Annotated in this window: 11 protein-coding genes; 4 read left to right on the plus strand and 7 right to left on the minus strand. The window is 63.9% G+C overall.

The annotated features are described in order from the left end of the window. Positions 1–75: 75 nt before the first annotated feature. Positions 76–6,264 (minus strand): autotransporter outer membrane beta-barrel domain-containing protein, encoded by a 6,189-nt coding sequence (locus tag NK8_RS29060; RefSeq protein ID WP_225936539.1) that lies wholly within the window; start codon positions 6,262–6,264, stop codon positions 76–78. Positions 6,265–6,828: 564 nt separating this feature from the next. Between NK8_RS29060 and NK8_RS29065 the strand changes: the two genes are divergently transcribed. Continuing rightward, the gene (locus NK8_RS29065) at positions 6,829–7,197 is read left to right on the plus strand and encodes a hypothetical protein (RefSeq protein ID WP_213233188.1); all 369 of its coding nucleotides are present in this window, start codon (positions 6,829–6,831) and stop codon (positions 7,195–7,197) included. A 48-nt stretch (positions 7,198–7,245) separates the two neighbouring features. Here the strand turns inward: NK8_RS29065 and NK8_RS29070 are convergent, their stop codons facing one another. The 3 genes from NK8_RS29070 to NK8_RS29080 are packed head-to-tail and all read right to left on the minus strand — an operon-like array spanning position 7,246 to position 10,872. Continuing rightward, positions 7,246–8,271: a histone deacetylase family protein gene (locus NK8_RS29070; RefSeq protein ID WP_213233189.1), complete on the minus strand. Its 1,026-nt coding sequence runs from the start codon at positions 8,269–8,271 to the stop codon at positions 7,246–7,248. A 13-nt stretch (positions 8,272–8,284) separates the two neighbouring features. After that, complete coding sequence (locus tag NK8_RS29075; RefSeq protein WP_213233240.1) at positions 8,285–9,538, minus strand: Zn-dependent hydrolase; 1,254 nt, start codon at positions 9,536–9,538, stop codon at positions 8,285–8,287. Between the two features lie 23 nt (positions 9,539–9,561). Beyond that, positions 9,562–10,872: an MFS transporter gene (locus NK8_RS29080; protein WP_213233190.1), complete on the minus strand. Its 1,311-nt coding sequence runs from the start codon at positions 10,870–10,872 to the stop codon at positions 9,562–9,564. 125 nt (positions 10,873–10,997) lie between these two features. Between NK8_RS29080 and NK8_RS29085 the strand changes: the two genes are divergently transcribed. Beyond that, a complete protein-coding gene (locus NK8_RS29085) occupies positions 10,998–11,954 on the plus strand; it encodes a LysR family transcriptional regulator (RefSeq protein ID WP_213233191.1) in 957 nt (318 codons plus the stop codon). 10 nt (positions 11,955–11,964) lie between these two features. Here NK8_RS29085 and NK8_RS29090 read toward each other — a convergent pair whose 3' ends face one another. Beyond that, complete coding sequence (locus NK8_RS29090) at positions 11,965–12,189, minus strand: hypothetical protein (RefSeq protein ID WP_213233192.1); 225 nt, start codon at positions 12,187–12,189, stop codon at positions 11,965–11,967. 329 nt (positions 12,190–12,518) lie between these two features. Here NK8_RS29090 and ptsP point away from each other — a divergent pair, with 329 nt between their 5' ends. Beyond that, positions 12,519–15,056 (plus strand): phosphoenolpyruvate--protein phosphotransferase, encoded by a 2,538-nt coding sequence (gene ptsP / locus NK8_RS29095; protein WP_213233193.1) that lies wholly within the window; start codon positions 12,519–12,521, stop codon positions 15,054–15,056. A gap of 13 nt (positions 15,057–15,069) precedes the next feature. Continuing rightward, positions 15,070–16,845, plus strand: a complete 1,776-nt coding sequence (gene ptsG, locus NK8_RS29100) for a PTS glucose transporter subunit IIBC (protein WP_213233194.1) — start codon at positions 15,070–15,072, stop codon at positions 16,843–16,845. Positions 16,846–16,961: 116 nt separating this feature from the next. Here the strand turns inward: ptsG and NK8_RS29105 are convergent, their stop codons facing one another. Both NK8_RS29105 and NK8_RS29110 read right to left on the minus strand, forming a co-directional pair. After that, positions 16,962–17,243 carry a hypothetical protein gene (locus NK8_RS29105; protein WP_213233195.1) on the minus strand — a complete coding sequence of 94 codons (282 nt, stop codon included), beginning with the start codon at positions 17,241–17,243 and terminating at the stop codon, positions 16,962–16,964. Positions 17,244–17,293: 50 nt separating this feature from the next. After that, the gene (locus NK8_RS29110; protein WP_225936507.1) at positions 17,294–17,941 is read right to left on the minus strand and encodes a hypothetical protein; all 648 of its coding nucleotides are present in this window, start codon (positions 17,939–17,941) and stop codon (positions 17,294–17,296) included. Positions 17,942–17,964 lie beyond the last annotated feature (23 nt).

A 17,964-nucleotide genomic window follows, 5' to 3' on the forward strand; every position in this document is an offset into this window, starting at 1 on the left:
GAACCAGGCGAAGCATTTTCCCGTCGATGCTATCGGCCACGCCCGGCATACGGATGCACTGTCCCCACGACGTTGTCAGAATCTGTACTTGAGCCGGACCTGGCCGCCATTCTCAACCTCGTGCGCGGCAACGACCCCGTCGTACTCCAGACGCACATCGAGGCGCTTGGTCGTATACATCTCCACCCCGGCGGAGAACTTGCCTGCGACGTGTGCATTGCTGAGCGTATTGGTGAAGCTGCCGTAACCCGGGGCAGCGGCAAAGGACGCGTCGGTCGTGTAGCTATTGCCTGCAATGAAGCTGACCCCGGCGCCGACATAGGCGTCGACCGTCGCTGAGCCGATCTGCGCACGCGTCCCGATCCGCAGATTCGGTGTGCCGGTCGCAATGACGCTGTTCGCGCTCTTCACCTTCAGGTTCAGTGCACCCGCACCGCTCTCCGTGTAGCCGGGGAGATTGACGTCGTTCAGATCGGCGTCGAGCGCCGGCTCCAGGTAGAAGCGGTCGAACGGGATCTGGTAGGCCGCGCGCAAGTGCAGTCCGAGCGTGTACGAATCGGGCGAGGCGGTCGCCACCGCGTTGGCGCCCGGGATGACGCGCGAGCTGTTCATCCAGCCGTAGCTGGCGTCCGCCGCACCGGTGAAAGTCCACGGCCCAACCTCGTGCTTCAGCGCGACGACGCCAAGAAGCGCATTGCCGTTGGCGCTCGTCAGGTTGTCGTTGCCGGTGAAGCGGTCGGTCTCGTAGCCAATGGCACCACCGAGGAACCAGCCGGGCTGCAGTTCGACCTGACCGCCGACCTTCATCGTCGAACCTTGCCAGCCGAAGCCCGGGAAGGACGCGTCGGCGCTGCGGTTTTCCCACATGCCCGAGGCGCGGAACCACACGCAGGAGCCCTGCTTTCTCACGGTGGTGTCGTCATCGGCGAATACCGGGCAACTGAAGACGGAGCGCGCGAACGCCTGGCTCGCCTGGTAGCGCGCCGCAGCGATGCCGAGCAGTTCCTGACCGGAGACGGCGGTCAGCGTCTGCGCATAGCCCTGCGCGCTGCCGACGTTACCGAAGGCTCCGAAGATGGGTGCAAAGGCGGGATCGGCACTGTTCCACAGCCGGTCAAGGTTGGCTGCGACGCTCTGCTGTGTGGCCGAAGTACCCTTGCTCGCGCCCACGAAGTCCGCATCGGTCTTGATCGCGACGGTGTTGCCCTGCATCACTGGCGTGAAGCGGTAGACCGGCGTCGAGGTGCCCGCGAGCGTTGCATCGGGCTGGATTCCGCCGGCCGCCGCCAGTACGGTGCTCGTACTCTTCAGATAGCTCACCGGCTCGACCTGCACCTTGCCGGCAAGCGAGGCGGTACCGGTAACATCGAGCACATCAGAACGTTTGTTGGCCGGATCGATCTGGACGTTCAGCGCGCCAGTCGGTCCCTGCACGAGATTGCCGGTGAGCACCGGCTTGCCGGTCGACCCGGCGCCGCCGACTTTGAGCGTGCCTGCGTTGTTCACCGTGCCGCCTCCGACGTTCAGCGCGTCGGGTGTGGCGATCACGCCGCCGGCCAGATTGTTGACGACACTGGTGCCGCTGGGTCCGAGACTGATGTTGCCGGTGATGGTGCCGGTGTTGGTGAGATGGGTATTGTTCGCCGCGCCGTTCTCCGCCAGGATCGCATAGTGCCCGTTGGAGGTGGTGGTGATGGTGCCGGCGTTGGTGATCTGATTGTTGGTGCCGCCGAGCAGGTGGATTGCCGCCCCGTGCGACTTGAGGGCGGACTCCGAACCGCCCATTACCGACGAGCCGGCATCGACCGAGATCTGAATCGGGCCCGACGACTTGCCGTCACTCTGCGCGAGGATACCGTCCGAACCTGCGCCGAACGCACGGACGATGGAGCCGTTGGTCACCGCGACCGTCACCGCGTTGCCGGCGCCCGCACCACCTGCGGTGCCACGCGCCAGCACCTGCTGAGCCCCGCCGTCGACGTTATAGGCCTCGACCCCGCCGCCACCGCCGACCGACTGCGCGAAGATCGCCGGCGCAAAACTGCCGCTTGTCGAAATGAGCGCGCCGTTGACGCCAACGGATACCATGCCGCCGTTGCCGCTGTTCGCCTTGATGCCGAGGCCCGTGCCGGACTGGTACGACTGCACCTTCGACGGATCGCCGGCGAAGCCGCCGCCGCCGCCGATCGACTGCGCGATCACGCCATAAGCGCCGTCGGAGTCAGTTCCGATAAATCCGTATTTGACATTGACCGCGACGGGGCCGCCATCGCCGCCAGCGCCACCCGCCCCGCCGGTGCCGCCCGCGGGCAGATTGACCTGGCCGCCGACCACGAGACCGCCACCGCCGCCGATCGACTGGGCGACCACGCCGTGCGCGTCGAGCCCCTGGGTATAGATGTTGCCGTTGACCGCGACATCGACTTTGCCGCCCTTGCCGGAGCTGCGGTTCTGACCGCCAAAGCTCAGTTGCATCCCGTAGATGTCGCCGAGCCGTCCCTGAGGATTCACGATGATTTTGGAGGGGTCGAACGTCTCATCGGAGCTCATCGTCGTCACGACACCGCCGCCGCCGCCGACACTCTGTGCGAGGACCCCGATGCTGTGTTTGCCTGTCGTCTGGATGCCGGTATCCATGCTGGTGTCGGACGTGCTCACGCTGACCGTGCCGCCGTCGCCGGCCCCGCCTCCGTTGCCGCCCACGGCGACGGACAGGCTTTTCAGCGAACCGCTGATGGCCCCCGCCAGCGCGCCGTTGCCGCCCCCGCCGCCCACGCTCTGGGCGTAAATGCCGAACGCTTCCACGCCCTGAGTCTGGATGGTGCCGCTCGTATCCTTCGTGACACTCACCGCGCCGCCCGAGCCGGCCGCGCCGCCGCTGCCGCCGACGGCGACCGCGGTTTGCACCTTCGAATCATTGTTCGCCTTGCCGGCCGAACTCGCCGCGCCGCCGCTGCCGCCTCCGCCGCCCACGCTCTGCGCGAAGATGCCGTGGGATTGCGCGCCGAAGGTGCCGATCGCGCCGGTGTCGGTGACGTTCACCGCGCCGCCCTGACCACCCGCGCCGCCGCTGCCGCCGACCGACACGCCGACGCTGATCTGGTTCGCGGTGCCCAGCGGGTTCGACCCGGGTTGCGGCTGCGCGAAGATCGCTTTCAGATCGGTATAGGTCGCCTTGATTTTCTCGCCGAGCACGCCGACCTGGAGAATATTGTTGCCGAGGTTCTGCACATCCTGGTTCAGGCCAAGTCCCTGACCCAGAATGCCGAACATGGCCTGCGCATTGGAGATCGTGTCGAAGCCGCCGGCGCCGCCCGCGGTCGCGCCACCCTTGCCGCCCTTGCCACCGCCGCCGCCGACGCTTTGCGCGAACATGCCGGTCGAAGCCGTGCCGCGGGTGACGATGTTGCCATGGTTGATCGCGGTCACGGTATTGCCGTCGCCGCCGACACCGCCCTTGCCGCCGACACCCACGGAGATGGCCAGCTTGCCAGCGGCCGCGGCCGCGGCGCCACCACCGCCGGCGCCGCCACCGCCGCCCACGCTCTGCGCGAACACGGCGTCCGCGCCATCGCCGCGCGTCGCGATCGCACCGTCGTTGGTCAGGCCGACCTTGCCGCCGGTTCCGCCCGTCCCCCCCGTTCCACCGACTGCGATCGTCGCGCTGAAGCTGGCTTTGGAGTCAGACGACGTTGCCGCCGCATCGCCCGCGCCGCCATTGCCGCCGCCCCCGCCGACCGACTGCGCGAGCACCCCGTAGGCGTCCTGGCCCAGGGTTGCGATCAGCCCCGAGTTGGCCAGATTGACGGCGCCTCCCGTGCCACCGCTACCGCCGCTGCCGCCGATCGCGACAGCGGCCGAAAGGGAAGCCCCCTTGGCGGCCGACCCGGAATAGGACGCGGCCGTTGCGTCGCCACCGGTGCCGCCGCCGCCGCCGACGGACTGCGCCGACACGCCGATCGCGCTATCGCCCGCTGTGGTGATCAGACCGGAATTGTTGAGCGTGACATCGCCGCCGGTGTTGCCGGTCCCGCCCGTGCCGCCGATCGCGACACTGACGCTGATCGCGGGAACATTGGGGCTGGGCGAAAGCGCAACGGCACGCGCCGTGGCGCTGCCGCCGGAGCCGCCGCCACCGCCGATGCTTTGCAGCAGGACTCCTTCGGCATCCGAACCATAGGTCGAGATCTGCCCAGTATTCGTCAGCGAAACTGCGCCCGCCTGACCGCCGCTGCCGCCTTGTCCGCCAATGGCAACAGCGCTCGACATAGGGCCGCCGACAGTGAACGCGGTGGCGTTGCCGCCATTGCCGCCGCCGCCGCCAATGGACTGTGCCTTGATACCGGCGGCGTGGTCGCCGTAGGTCGTGACGAGTGCGCCGTTGTCGACCGTGACCTGGCCGCCCGAGCCGCCGCCGCGGGCATCCCCGCCGATCACCATGTTGATCAGCCCCCCGCCGGTCGACGTCGCGCTGCCGGCGTTGCCGCCGGCGCCACCGATGCTTTGCGCGAGTATCCCCGCGCCACCGCTTTGGTCGAGGCTGCCAAACACGCTGTTCTGGCCCAGCGTGAGTTTCACCGCGCCGCCATTGCCGCCCTGGCCGCCGTTGCCGCCGATCTCGAAACCCGCACCGACGGCGACTCCGCTGGCGTCGCCGCCGCTTCCTCCGCCACCGCCGATGCTCTGTGCGATCAGCGGGATACTACCTTCGCCCGATGTGCTGCCGGCCGTGACAAAGGCGTGGTCCGAGTTCACCGTGACCGCACCGCCATCGCCGCCCGCGGCACCGCCACCGCCCGTGCCGGACAGCACGAAGCTGACACTACCGCCATTGCCCCCACCGCCGCCGATACTCTGCACCAGGGCGCCATGCGTATATGCGCCGTTCGTTTTGATTGTCGCCGTGTTCGTAGCGTCTCCAAGGGCCAGCGAAGCGCTCCCGCCAGCGCCTGCCTTACCACCATTGCCGCCTTCACCTACGATAGTGCCCTGGGCGCCGTCACCGACACCACCGGCGCCTCCATTGGCCTGCACCAGCACCCCCTCGCCCCCGATCAACCCGGCAGCAGACTGCCCTGCCGGAACATTCGCGGTGTAATCGATGGAGCCAAGGACGGTGGCGCTCGCGCTGCCCGCATTCCCACCGTTGCCGCCCGCACCACCCTCATTGCGGATGTTGCCGTCGATGGCAGTGCCACCTTCCCCGCCCGCTCCGCCATTCGCCTTGGCGGTTACGCCGCTGCCCGGCTGATTTCGACTGTCCACCGGCTGCATCTGATCGGAGAAAACGATCTGGCCGCCGCTGCCGAGTTCCGCGCTGGCTGTGCCGCCGTTTCCTCCGTTGCCGCCGGTCCCGCCAAAACTGCCGCTTCCACCGAACGCGCCACCAGCGTAGCCGCCCTTACCGCCATCGGCATCAGCCTGCATCGGAAAGATCTGGCCTATAGGGGTGCTGGCGGTCAGACTGCCGTTCTGATACGCAAGTGTCGCGATACCTCCGGCGCCGCCATCGCCGCCCTTGCCTCCATGGCCTTCCACGAGAAGATCACCCGGAGTGGGCGAGTTGCCACCTTCCCCGCCGCTCCCGCCGAGGGCGGACGCTCGCAGGCCGACGCCATAGAACTGAATATTGCCGGAGGCGTTGAGCGCTGCCTGACCACCCCGCCCCCCTGCTCCCCCGTTGCCGCCATAGAGCGGCTGTCTGCCTTGGGCGTTGGACACGGCACCCGCTCCGCCGGTACCACCATTGGCTTCCACGTCGAGTGCGACTTCCGGAAGGACACCTTTCGAGTCGGGACCAACCGTGCCGCTGAACTGCACGGAGACCGTGCCGCCATGGCCACCCGCTCCGCCGTCTCCCGTGTGGGCGGAGCCATTGTCGTCATACCCGCCCTGTCCGCCGGCACCACCGTCACCACCGTTGACGGACCATCCCGCTCCCATCGTCGGGCTGATGAAGGTCGGCGCGAAGCCCCCCTTAACCGTAATTCCGCTGTTGACGCTGTTAAAGGAACCACCCGACTGGCCAGCGAAGCCATCCTGGCCCTTTCCGTCCCAGGAGCCGTCGTCAGCGCCTTTGCATCCCCTTTGCCCCGAGGCGTTCAGGTAATACTGGGGCAGCGGCGCTGCGCCAAACGACTGATTGGAGAAGTTGGTCTGCGCCGGCGCCGCAGGAAGCGCGGGGTTGGCGCTGCTGTTGCACTGGGCGCGCGCCGCGACCGGAACCAGCAGCGTAGCAAGCGACGCCACGGCCAACGCAACCACCGTCCGACGCCTGGCCCCGCAGCCATTCTCTACAGAAAGCGCCGATGTCACTGCCCGCGCAGACTCACAATTCGATGAATGCTTGAATATGTACACGATCTTCCCCAAACTGGTTGCAGTCCATTTAAAAAAGACATCGAATTTGTCTGCGAGTCGCGCAGAGAATGGTTTTTCTAGCGATTTAGATCGATCGAATAGACTCCGATTTCTGAGTGCTACGAATGACCGGAAGTCGGCACTGACAAGTGATTGCTACGAAATTGAGTCTCGCGCAGTGTGATTAATCTTTAAATCTGGTCAAAACATGTCGGCCATATTTGAAACATCAGGCCGATGCACCAATGCACATTTAAAAAAACACCAATCACTTGCGCTTGGTTTTGATAGTGCTCGTGGTGAATTAGAAATCCATTAGTAGGATGGAACAACAGGTATCGCGAGCTGGGCTTTGTTCAATTGGCACCAGAGTTGAACCTTCAGCCCGGTTTCAGAACGGGGGATTTTCGTTCGAGGCGTGGCACTCGACGAAAGCCGGGCACGAGAAGAGCCGATCGCGAGGAAGCCATGAAGCAAACTCACCTGCCTGGAGTCGCCCATGAAAAGTGTTTTGGTGAAATGGTGCGGGCGTCATTAGATGATCCGCGACCGAAAGGGATCGCAGCCAGCGGGACTCAGTTCTTGACTGTGTTCCTATGGCCACCTTCGAGTTGGAGTAACGATGGAAAAGAAGAGCGGCGCTGCCTGAGAAATGCCCTCATCGAGATTGTGTGCATTCTTGGCGCAAGTGCTGGCGGGAAAGCTGCCGCTCGTTCTAATGAGTCAGTGATTAATATTGAGTTTCAGAGTTCAGATGTATGGACCGTCCGGGCATTAGCCAATATCGCCGTCGAGTCTTGCCGCAACCGAATCGATGCCGCGACGAATGGTTCGTGACAATCACGCGACGTCAAAATAGCGACCGGTCCGGAGTACGACCACCGATCACCCCCGCTCCCCCGCAAACCCGCCAAAAAACGCCCGCGCATTCGCTTCAAGACTCTCCAGGTGATAACCACCTTCCTGCACGATCACCGAAGGCAAACCCAACGCGCCGATCGCCGACCCTAGCCGTCCAAATCCCTCGGTCGTCACCGCCACCTGCGCCTGTGGATCGTCCTTGTAGATATCGAACCCGAGCGCCAGCACGAGCGCATCCGGTTCGAAGCGCCTCAGCACGCCCAACGCATCGTCGAGTTTCTCGAAGAAAACCCCTTCGGACGAGCCATGCGGCATCGGCAGATTGACGTTGAAGCCATCGCCCGCGCCCGTGCCGCGTTCCTCCTCATAGCCCGCCACAACGGGATAGAAATCCGTCGGATCGCCGTGGATCGAGATATACAACACGTCATCGCGTCCATAGAAAATCTCCTGCACGCCTTGCCCGTGATGCATGTCGGTGTCGAGGATCGCGACGCGCCCGAACCTGCGCCGCAACGCCTGCGCCGCAATCGCCGCATTGTTGAGATAGCAGAACCCGCCCGCCGCATCGGCGCGTGCGTGATGTCCCGGCGGACGGCATAGCGCATAAGTCTCGCGCGCGCCATCATTGACAGCCGATGCAGCCGCCAGCGCACTTTGCGCCGACCAGTAAGCGGAACGCCACGTATTCGCGCCCACCGGACAGCTGCCATCCGCGAGATATCGCGCTGCCTTGGCAAGCACCCCGCGCAACGGATTCGGATCGCGCACATAGATATTCGACATCACTTCATCGCCCCAGTCGTCGGGCATCTTTTTCCATTCGCGATGCCCTTCTTCCAGAAAGCGCAGATAGTTCATGTCGTGCACGGCGGCGATCGCGGCCATGCCGTGATCCTTCGGTTCGATCACATCGAAATCGAGCGACTTCGCCGCCGCGACGAGCCGCGCCGCGCGCTCGGGCACTTCCTGCGGCGCGCGCATCTGTCCGCGCGAAAGATAGCTGCGCGGATGATGCAGCAGTTGCTCTGGGTGAAAATATGTTTTCATTCGGATTCCTCTATTACACATCCACAGTGGCCGCGATGCCCGCACGCGCCAGCACGGCATTGAGCAGCACGTTCGCGCCGCGCGTCACGTCTTCGGGCAAGGCATCTTCGGCTTCGTTGTGCGAAAGCCCGTCGACGCACGGAATGAACACCATCGCCGTCGGGCAATGGCGCGCGAGATGAATCGCGTCGTGACCCGCGCCGCTCACGATGCGTTCGTTCGAATAGCCCAGCGCATCGACCGCCTGCGCGACGAGCGCGACGCATTGCGTATCGAACGGCGTCGCGGGACTGCGCCAGTACGTATCGACGGATACCTTCACGCCGCGCGCCTTCGCCACGCTGGCGAACGCGGCACGCAGATCGCGCTCCATCGCATCGACTTCGCTGTCGTCGTGATGACGCAGATCGACGGTGAACGCCACCTTCCCGGCGATCGTATTGCGTGATGCATTCGCGATGCCGATCTGCCCGATCGTCACGAGCCCGCGCGGCGCATAACGCTCGACGATGCGCTCCAGTTCCGCCGCCATCTGCGCCGCCGCGAAAAACGCATCCTTGCGATAAGGCATCGGCGTGGTACCCGCATGCGCCGCGACGCCGGTCACGGTGACATCGAGCCAGCGGATCGCCTGGCCACCCGTCACGACGCCGATGGTCGTGCCGTTCGCTTCGAGTATCGGTCCCTGCTCGATGTGCGCCTCGAAATACGAATCGACGGTCTGCCCGCACGCGGCGCGCGTGCCGCGATAACCGCTTTGCGCGAGCGCATCGGCGAGTGTCACGCCTTGGGCGTCCTGCTTCGCGAGCGCTTCGTCGAGCGGCGTGACGCCGGTGAATACCGCCGAGCCGAGCATCGCCGGCGTGAAGCGCGCGCCTTCTTCATTCGTCCACGACACGATTTCGATGGGCTTCTCCGTCACGATGTCCGCATCGTTCAGTGCGCGCACGAGTTCGAGCGCGGCGAGCACGCCATACACGCCGTCGAAGCGCCCGCCTTCGGGCTGCGTGTCGAGATGACTGCCGATCAGAACCGGCGCCGCATCCTTTCGCGTGCCTTCGCGGCGCGCGAACAGATTGCCGATCTCATCGACGGAAACCATCATGCCCGCGTCGCGGCACCACTGCGAGAAGAGCGCGCGGCCGCGCGCGTCGTCGTCGGTCAGCGCGAGACGGCGCACGCCGCCCTTTTGCGTGGCGCCGATCCGCGCCATGTCCATCAGGCTTTGCCAGAGTCGTGTGCCGTCGATTTGCAACAGGTCGATCATGTTCGATTCCATCATGTTGAGATTCACATCGCGCCGACGGATTCGGCCTGCTCCGCATGCGTCGCCCGACGCGCATCGAGCGCGACGATGCACAGCAGCGAAACGCCCGCCAGGCACGTATAAAACACGGCGAGCGGCCACCATTGCCCCGTGTAACGATGCGCGAGCCACGTTCCGACGAGCGGCGTCAGTCCGCCCGCGATCGCGCCGCACACCTGATACGCGAGCGAGATGCCGGAGTAGCGCACACGCGTCGGAAAGATGCCGCTGACGAAACCGGCGATCACCGAATAGAAGCTCGCCATGCAGATGACCGCGATCGCGATGCCGATCACCATCGGCACGGCGGAGCCGCTTTGCACGAGCACGAACATCGGGTAAGGCGAGATCATCGCGAGCAAGGCCGTGAGCTTGAGGAAACGCGCACCGCCCATGCGTTCGGCGAGCCATGCGGCGATCGGCTGCGAAATAAGCTGGATGATCGCGACGGCGAACAGGCAATCGAGAATGAGCGAGCGCGTCACGCCGACGTATTGCGTCGTGTAAGCGATCATGAAGGTGTTCGTGAAGTACACGCCCGCGATGCCGATCGTATTCGCGCCGATGCACAGCAGCACGAGGCCCCACGCGGAGCTGAACACTTCGGCGATCGGCAGCTTGGCCGTGCGGTTCGATTCCTTCATGCGCGCGAATTCCGGCGATTCGTTCACGCCGAGCCGGATCACGACGCCTACGATCAGCAGCACCGCGCTCGCGAGAAACGGCAGACGCCAGCCCCACGACATGAAGTCCGCCTTGTCCATCGACGTGACCGCGCGAAACGCGATCAGCGAGAGAATCAGCCCGGCCGGACTGCCGAGTTGCGCGAACGATGCGAAGAAGGTGCGGCGTCCCTCGGGCGCGTGCTCGCCCGCCATCAACACGGCACCGCCCCACTCGCCGCCCACCGCGATGCCCTGCACGATGCGCAGCAGCACCAGCAGCGCCGGCGCGAGCATGCCGACCTTCGAATATTCCGGCAACAAGCCGACGCCGACGGTCGCGACGCCCATCATCATCAGCGTGGTCATCAGCGCCTTCTTGCGGCCGATCCTGTCGCCCAGATGCCCGAACACGATGCCGCCCAGCGGCCGCGCGAAAAAGCCCACGGCGAAGGTGGCGAACGACGCCATGGTGCTGACGAAGCGGTCGCCGGACGGAAAGTAGAGTTCGCCGAAGACCAGCGCCGCGGCGGTCGCGTAAATATAGAAGTCGTACCACTCGATCATCGTGCCGATGAACGCGGCGGTGGCCGCGCGCCCCGGCTGACGGGTATGGACGATGGCTTGGGTCATGCTGGCTCCGATGCACGTCGTGTGCGGTGACAGTCGATACTCGCTTTTATCGGCAGCCATAAATCATTAGTCAAATTTCGCGTTATTATTCAGCGCATAAATTCAGCTAATAGTTAGGCGGAACCATGCGTACCGATATCGCCCGCTTTCTGAACGACCGGCTCGACTGGAATCTGCTGCGCACCTACCTCGTGATCATGCAGGAGCGCAGCCTGAGCCGCGCGGCGGCGCGCCTGTACGTGACGCAGCCGGCCGTAAGCCAGGCGTTGCGGCGGCTGGAGGAAACGCTGGAGCGCAAGCTGATCGAGCGGCGCGGCCCGTATTTCGCGCCGACGCAGGCGGGTGAAGAGGTTTATCGCATCGCCAGCGATATCTACGGCAACATCTCGCGGCTGGAGACGGAACTCGACGACCGCACCGAAGACATCAACGGCTCGATTCGTCTGCTGACGATCAGCCGTATCGAATCGCCCGTGTACGACGAATTCCTGGCGGATTTTCATCGCGCGTATCCGCGCATCGATTTGCAGATCGAGGTGATGCGTTCATCGGACATCATCTCGTCGCTGTTGCAGAAAACCGCGACAGCGGGCCTCGGACTGTGCCGCACGCCGCACGACAAGCTGGAGATGCGCTGCTTTCTGCGGCAGCGCTATGCGATTTTCTGCGGACGGCATCATCGGCTGTTCGGGAAGTCGACGCTGACCATGGACGACCTGCTCGCCGAAAACTTCGTATCGTTTACCAGCGATCAGATCGGTGACAGTCTTTCGCCGCTCACCGTGTTTCGCGATCAGAGAGGTTTCACGGGGCGCATCGTGGCGTCCTCGCCGAGTCTCGATGAAGTGCGCCGGCTGATCTTCGCGGGCTATGGCATCGGCTGCCTGCCCGAGCACATCGTGCGCGACGACATCGCGCAGCAACGTCTATGGCGCTTGCCGCCGGAAGAAGGACTCGTCGATGTCGACGTCCATCTGCTGTGGCATCGCGAGCGCAAGATGAATGCAGCGGACCATGCGTTCCTCGACAGCATGGAGCGCTGCATGCGCCGCTATGCATTGGCCGAGCGGCTGGGGAAATAGCGCGCGCCGTTCAGGCGCAGTGCCCATGCGCGCGCTCGGCGCGCGTCACCGTGTGTCCGACCAGCAGACCGAGATCGTAAGCGCGTTCGAGCGCGCGTCCGATGTCCTCAATGCGGCACATCCGGATGTCCGCACCCGGCTTGCCGACGGGATCGAACGATTCAATGCCGAGTTCGTCGCAGGCGATCGTCAGCAGCGGTTCCCAGTGGGCTTCGGTTTTGTTGCGGTACATCATGATTCACGCTCCATTTGCTTGCATTTACTCGTCGACTAGCTTATTGCGATTGCGGCGCGGCCCGTGCGACGTATCGCCGCGATTGGAGTGCGGTCTCTAGAAACTCTTGTTGCGCCGCGAAACAATAGCGCGCTTTTTGCCGCGATTCCGCTTTGATCGGGAATCCGGCGTTTTAGATTCCGAATCAATGCAGGCGCCCGGATGCGGGCGGCGTACTTTTTCGCACATGCATTCATTCGGGCAGCGAAGCATGAAGCCGTTGCCTATGATTACTAGGGCCGGTCTCGACTCAAATAACTCAAATCGTCAAAGGACATGGAGTCGTTCACATGAAAGCTCCTCAACGTTTGGCAAGAATCGAGTTGATGGCGCCGCTTTCCGGCGTGATGGTGCAACTCGAGACCGTGCCCGATCCGGTCTTCGCACAAAAGATGGTCGGCGATGGCGTGTCGATCGACCCCACTTCCGACGAATTGCTCTCCCCGCTTCCCGGCAAGATCACGCAATTGCATCGAGCGGCCCACGCGGTCACGGTGACGGGCGAGAACGGCCTCCAGGTGCTGGTCCACATCGGGCTCGACACGGTGATGCTGCGCGGCGAAGGCTTCACGCCGCTCGTCAAGGAAGGCGACACCGTCACGACAGGCCAGCCGCTGATCCGTTTCGATCCGGTGCTCGTCGGCGCGCGGGCCGTGAGTCTGCTCACGCAGATGGTCATTGCCAACGGCGAGCTCGTCACGCGCTACGTGCCCGCGACGGGCCTCGTCACCGCGGGCAAGGATGTCGCGTTGTCGATCGAACTCGCTGGCGGCGCCAGCGAGGGCCCGGGCGTCACCGGCGGCGCGGCAGCCGCGATTCTGTCCGATGAAGTCGCGCTGCCGAATCCGCAGGGTCTGCACGCGCGGCCCGCCGCGGTGTTCGCGGCCGAAGCGAAGAAGTTCAAATCCGATATCCGCGTGCTGCGCGGCGGCGATAGCGCGAACGCGAAATCGGTCGTCGCGCTGATGGCGCTCGCGACGAAGTTCGGCGACACGCTGCGCGTCGAGGCCGCCGGCCCCGATGCCGGCGAGGCCGCCGCCGCGCTCGCGCGCCTGCTCGCATCGGGCTCGGGCGAGAAGCCCGGCGATGCACCCGCGCCGGCTGCGACCGCCGCCGTGGCGGTTGCACCGCAGCGCGCCGCGCCCGCCGACGCGAACGAGTTCACCGGCGTATCGGCATCGCCGGGGCTCGCGGTCGGCAAGATCGTGCAGTTCCGCCAGGAAGTCATCGACGTGGCCGAAGCGGGCGAAGCCCCGCAGCGCGAGCGAGGCCGCCTCGAAGCCGCGCAACACGAAGCGCGCCAGCAGATCGAGACGCTGAAGGCGAAGCTCACCGATCCGTCGAAAGCGCAGATTCTCGACGCGCATCTGGAATTGCTCGACGATCCCGGCCTCAACGACGCCGCCATCGCCGGCATCAGTGACGGCAAGAGCGCGGGCTTCGCGTGGCGCGCCGCGTTCGAGGCGCAGGCGAGCATGCTGGAAAAGGTCGACAACGCGCTGCTGCGCGAACGCGCCGGCGATATTCGCGATGTCGGCCGCCGCGTGCTCGCGCTGTTGGCGGGCGTGAAGCAGGCGCATATCGACGTGCCGGCGGAATCGATTCTCATCGCCGAGGAACTGTCGCCTTCGGACACGGCATCGCTCGATCGCAGCAAGGTGCTCGGCTTCTGCACGACGACCGGCGGCGCGACGAGCCACGTCGCGATCCTCGCGCGCTCGCTGGGCATTCCGGCGATCTGCGGCATCGACGAGGGCGCGCTGCAATTGCCTGATGGCACGCTCGTTGTCCTCGACGGCTCGCACGGCAGCCTGCGGCGCAATCCGGGCGCGGACGAGCTGGCGAAGGCGCGCGAACGCATCGAACGTCAGACGAAGAAGCGCGAGGAAGAGAAAGTCGCGGCCAACAAGCAGGCCGTCACCGCCGATGGTCATCGCATCGAAGTGGCGGCGAACATCCGCAATGCGCAGGAGGCGCGCGAAGCGGTCGCGGCCGGCGCGGAAGGCGTCGGGCTGTTGCGCTCCGAATTTCTCTTCGACAACCGCGACACCGCGCCGTCGGAAGACGAACAGGCTGCCGAATACTGCGCGGTCGCCGAAGCGCTCGGGCGCGAGCGTCCGCTCGTCGTCCGTACGCTCGATGTCGGCGGCGACAAGCCGCTGTCCTACCTGCCGCTGCCGAAAGAGGACAACCCGTTCCTCGGCCTGCGCGGCGTGCGCGTGAGCCTCGATCGTCCCGACATGTTCCGCGTGCAGTTGCGCGCGATTCTGCGGGCCGCGCCGATCGGCAATCTGCACATCATGTTTCCGATGGTCGCCGCCATCGAGGAAGTGCGCGCGGCGAAGAAGATGCTTCAGGAAGAAGCCGGCGACCGTATCGGCGACGTCAAGATCGGCGTGATGATCGAAGTGCCGTCCGCCGCGCTCATCGCCGAGCCGCTCGCGCGCGAAGTCGACTTCTTCTCGATCGGCACCAACGATCTGACGCAATACACGCTCGCGATGGATCGCGGGCATCCGAAGCTCGCCAAACAGGCCGACGGGCTGCATCCGGCGGTGCTGCGTCTCATCGGCATGACCGTCGAGGGCGCACATCAGCACGGCAAATGGGTCGGCGTGTGCGGCGGTATCGCATCGGATGCGATGGCCGTGCCGGTGCTGGTCGGACTCGGCGTCGACGAATTGTCGGTGAGCGTGCCCGCGGTCGGCTCGATCAAGGCGCAAATCGCGCGGCTCACGATGGACGAGGCGCGCAAGCTCGCGGCGAAGGTGGTCACGCTCGGCACGGCTGCCGAAGTGCGCGCCCTGCTCGCCCCGTACGCAGAATAAGCGGAGACCAATCATGTTCAAGAATGCATTCGGCGTGGTGCAGAAAGTCGGCAAATCGCTGATGCTGCCGGTCGCGGTGTTGCCGGTTGCGGGCCTCTTGCTCGGCCTGGGCGCGACGGATTTCCACGGCTATGTTCCGGCCATCGTGCTGGAGTTGATGAAGAACGCTGGCGACGTGATCTTCGGCAACCTGCCGTTGATCTTCGCGATCGGCGTCGCGCTCGGCTTCACGGAGAACGATGGCGTGTCCGGCATCGCCGCGACCATCGGCTATCTCGTGATGACGGCGACGCTCGGCGTGATCGCGAAGGTCGAAGGCGTCGAGACCTCGCTGATCATGGGCATTCCGTCGATCCAGACCGGCGTGTTCGGCGGCATTCTCGCGGGCGGGCTCGCGGCCTGGATGTTCAACCGCTATTACAAGATCGCGCTTCCGGCCTATCTCGGCTTCTTCGCGGGCAAACGCTTCGTGCCGATCGTGACGGCCATCGGTTCGATCTTGCTCGGCGCGATCCTGTCGGTGGTGTGGCCGCCGATCGGCGGTGTGATCAAGGCGTTTTCGCAATGGGCGGCGGTTTCCGATCCGCGCACGGCGGCGACGGTTTATGGTTTCGTCGAACGTCTGCTGATTCCGTTCGGCCTGCATCACATCTGGAACGTGCCGTTCTTCTTCGAAGCGGGCAGCTTCCTCGATCCGACCACGGGCAAGGTGGTTCACGGCGACATCAACCGCTTCTTCGCGGGCGATCCCACGGCGGGCATTCTGTCGGGTGCGTTTCTGTTCAAGATGTTCGGTCTGCCTGCTGCGGCCATCGCGATCTGGCATTGCGCGAAGCCGGAGAAGAAGGTCGCGGTCGGCGGCATGATGGTGTCGGCGGCGCTGACGTCGTTCCTGACGGGCATCACGGAGCCGATCGAGTTTGCGTTCCTGTTCGTCGCGCCGGTGCTGTATTTCATTCACGCGTGTCTTGCAGCGTCGGCGCAGTTCGTCGCCAATACGCTGAACATGCACATGGGCTTCACGTTCTCGCAAGGCGCGATCGACTTTCTGATGTTCAACCTGATCGGAAACAAGGCGACGCACGCGTGGTACGTGTTCATCCTCGGGCCGATCTACGCCGGGATCTATTACTGTGTGTTCCGCTTCGTGATCAGCCGCTTCGATATGAAGACGCCGGGACGTGAGGACGATACGGTGGCGAGCGCGGCGATGAGCACGGGCGTGGGCGGACGCTCGCGCGATCTCGTGCTGGCATTCGGCGGGCGATCGAACATCAAGAGTCTCGATGCGTGCATCACGCGGCTGCGCATTTCGGTGCAAAATCCGGCGCTTGTCGACGATGCCCGATTGAAGGCGCTCGGCGCGGCGGGCGTCTTGCGCGTCGGTAATGGCGTGCAGGCGATTTTCGGGCCACTGTCGGAAAACATGAAAACCGACATGCAGGAATACCTGAAGACTGCGGGCAGCGATGCTGAATTGCCGGTGGCGGGCGCGCCGGCCGGTGCGACGGAAGCTGTAGTCGCGCCGGCGGCGGTGGCCGCACAGGATACGGCGCAGCAGAAGGCGCGCGCGGAGAAGATTCGCGCGGCGCTGGGCGGCGCGGCCAATATTCTCAAGCTCGAGCCGCTTGCGGCTACACGGCTGCGCGTCGCGCTCGGGGATGCTTCGCGTCTCGATGCGCCGGCGTTGAAGGCGGCTGGCGTTGCCGCGACGCAGGCGCTGGGCAATGGGGAGATGGATCTGATCGTTGGGCTCGAGGCGGAGAATCTGGCGGGGGCGATGCGGTAGAGGGAGCGATGTGAATCGCGTGGCGCGGAGATGAACAGGCGGCCGAGCGCGTAGCGTTCGGACAGTTCGATGCACTCCGCGTCGCCTGCGCGCGTGACGACGTAGCGCAGGAAGCGTTAGGTGAGTGCAACCATCTCTAGCTTTTCAGAGGGTGCGAAATCAAGTGAAAGGCCGCTCTTAAAAAACAAAACAACTTCAATGACATCGTAACCTGCCGCTCTTAGATCTTCCGCGCTTATTTGACCAAGGGCGACGCCGAATCCACATGTAAAGTTCGCAAATGCGACCGTGGCAATAATGGCGATTCGAATCAACGCCGCCACCAGAACACCAGCGAGCTTGCTCGAGCGATCGACTTGCCGACCGGTTTTGAATGCGACGAGGCGGGCTATCGGCATCGCAGATGTAACGCGTCATGCCGCCCGAGTTGGGCGCACGCACGGACTGCTTACCGTAACGGAATGGGGAGGCGACGCGTTAGCGGCCGTAGATTTTCCCGGTCACTCCATAGCTCCGGAAATACTTCAAATTTAAGATCGTCACGATTGATTCCTGTATCAAAATATCTGCACAACCGATCGGATAAATCGTCACTTCCCCACATATTTGTCAATTCATATTTCTCGATAAGTTCGCGGTCATTAGGCAAGCAAAGATCTTCTTTTATTGTAGGAGCTAATGTAACCCCTATCGCTCCGTCACCTAAATCAATTAGCTTTCCGCCCAAAAATGGAAAAGAATGCCGACTTCCTCGGTAACGACTGCCATCCATTGTGAGTGTGTATGGTTTTATCCAAAAATTATCTGTTAGTCCAATTCGCGCAGTGACCGTTTCATCAATTATCTTATTTTCCACCAACTCCTTGTTGATCACGCTGCCGACAAAAGCTCGAAAAAGCGGTGCAACCGTATTTAGATCAACATTTTTCCACTCTCCATCCGAACTATGAATAGCATAAAATTGCATCACGGGACTGACTAACATTTGGCCGATCGTAAAAAGGTCATCTCTAAGTCTGAGGCTGACTAAATGACTCGGCACCCAAGAAATTCGTTTTACCATTTTAATAAATTGTTGTCCGGGGGTAATCAACATGCCAACGGATCAATCCACCCAAT

The sequence above is a fragment of the Caballeronia sp. NK8 genome, assembly GCF_018408855.1.
GTDB lineage: Bacteria > Pseudomonadota > Gammaproteobacteria > Burkholderiales > Burkholderiaceae > Caballeronia.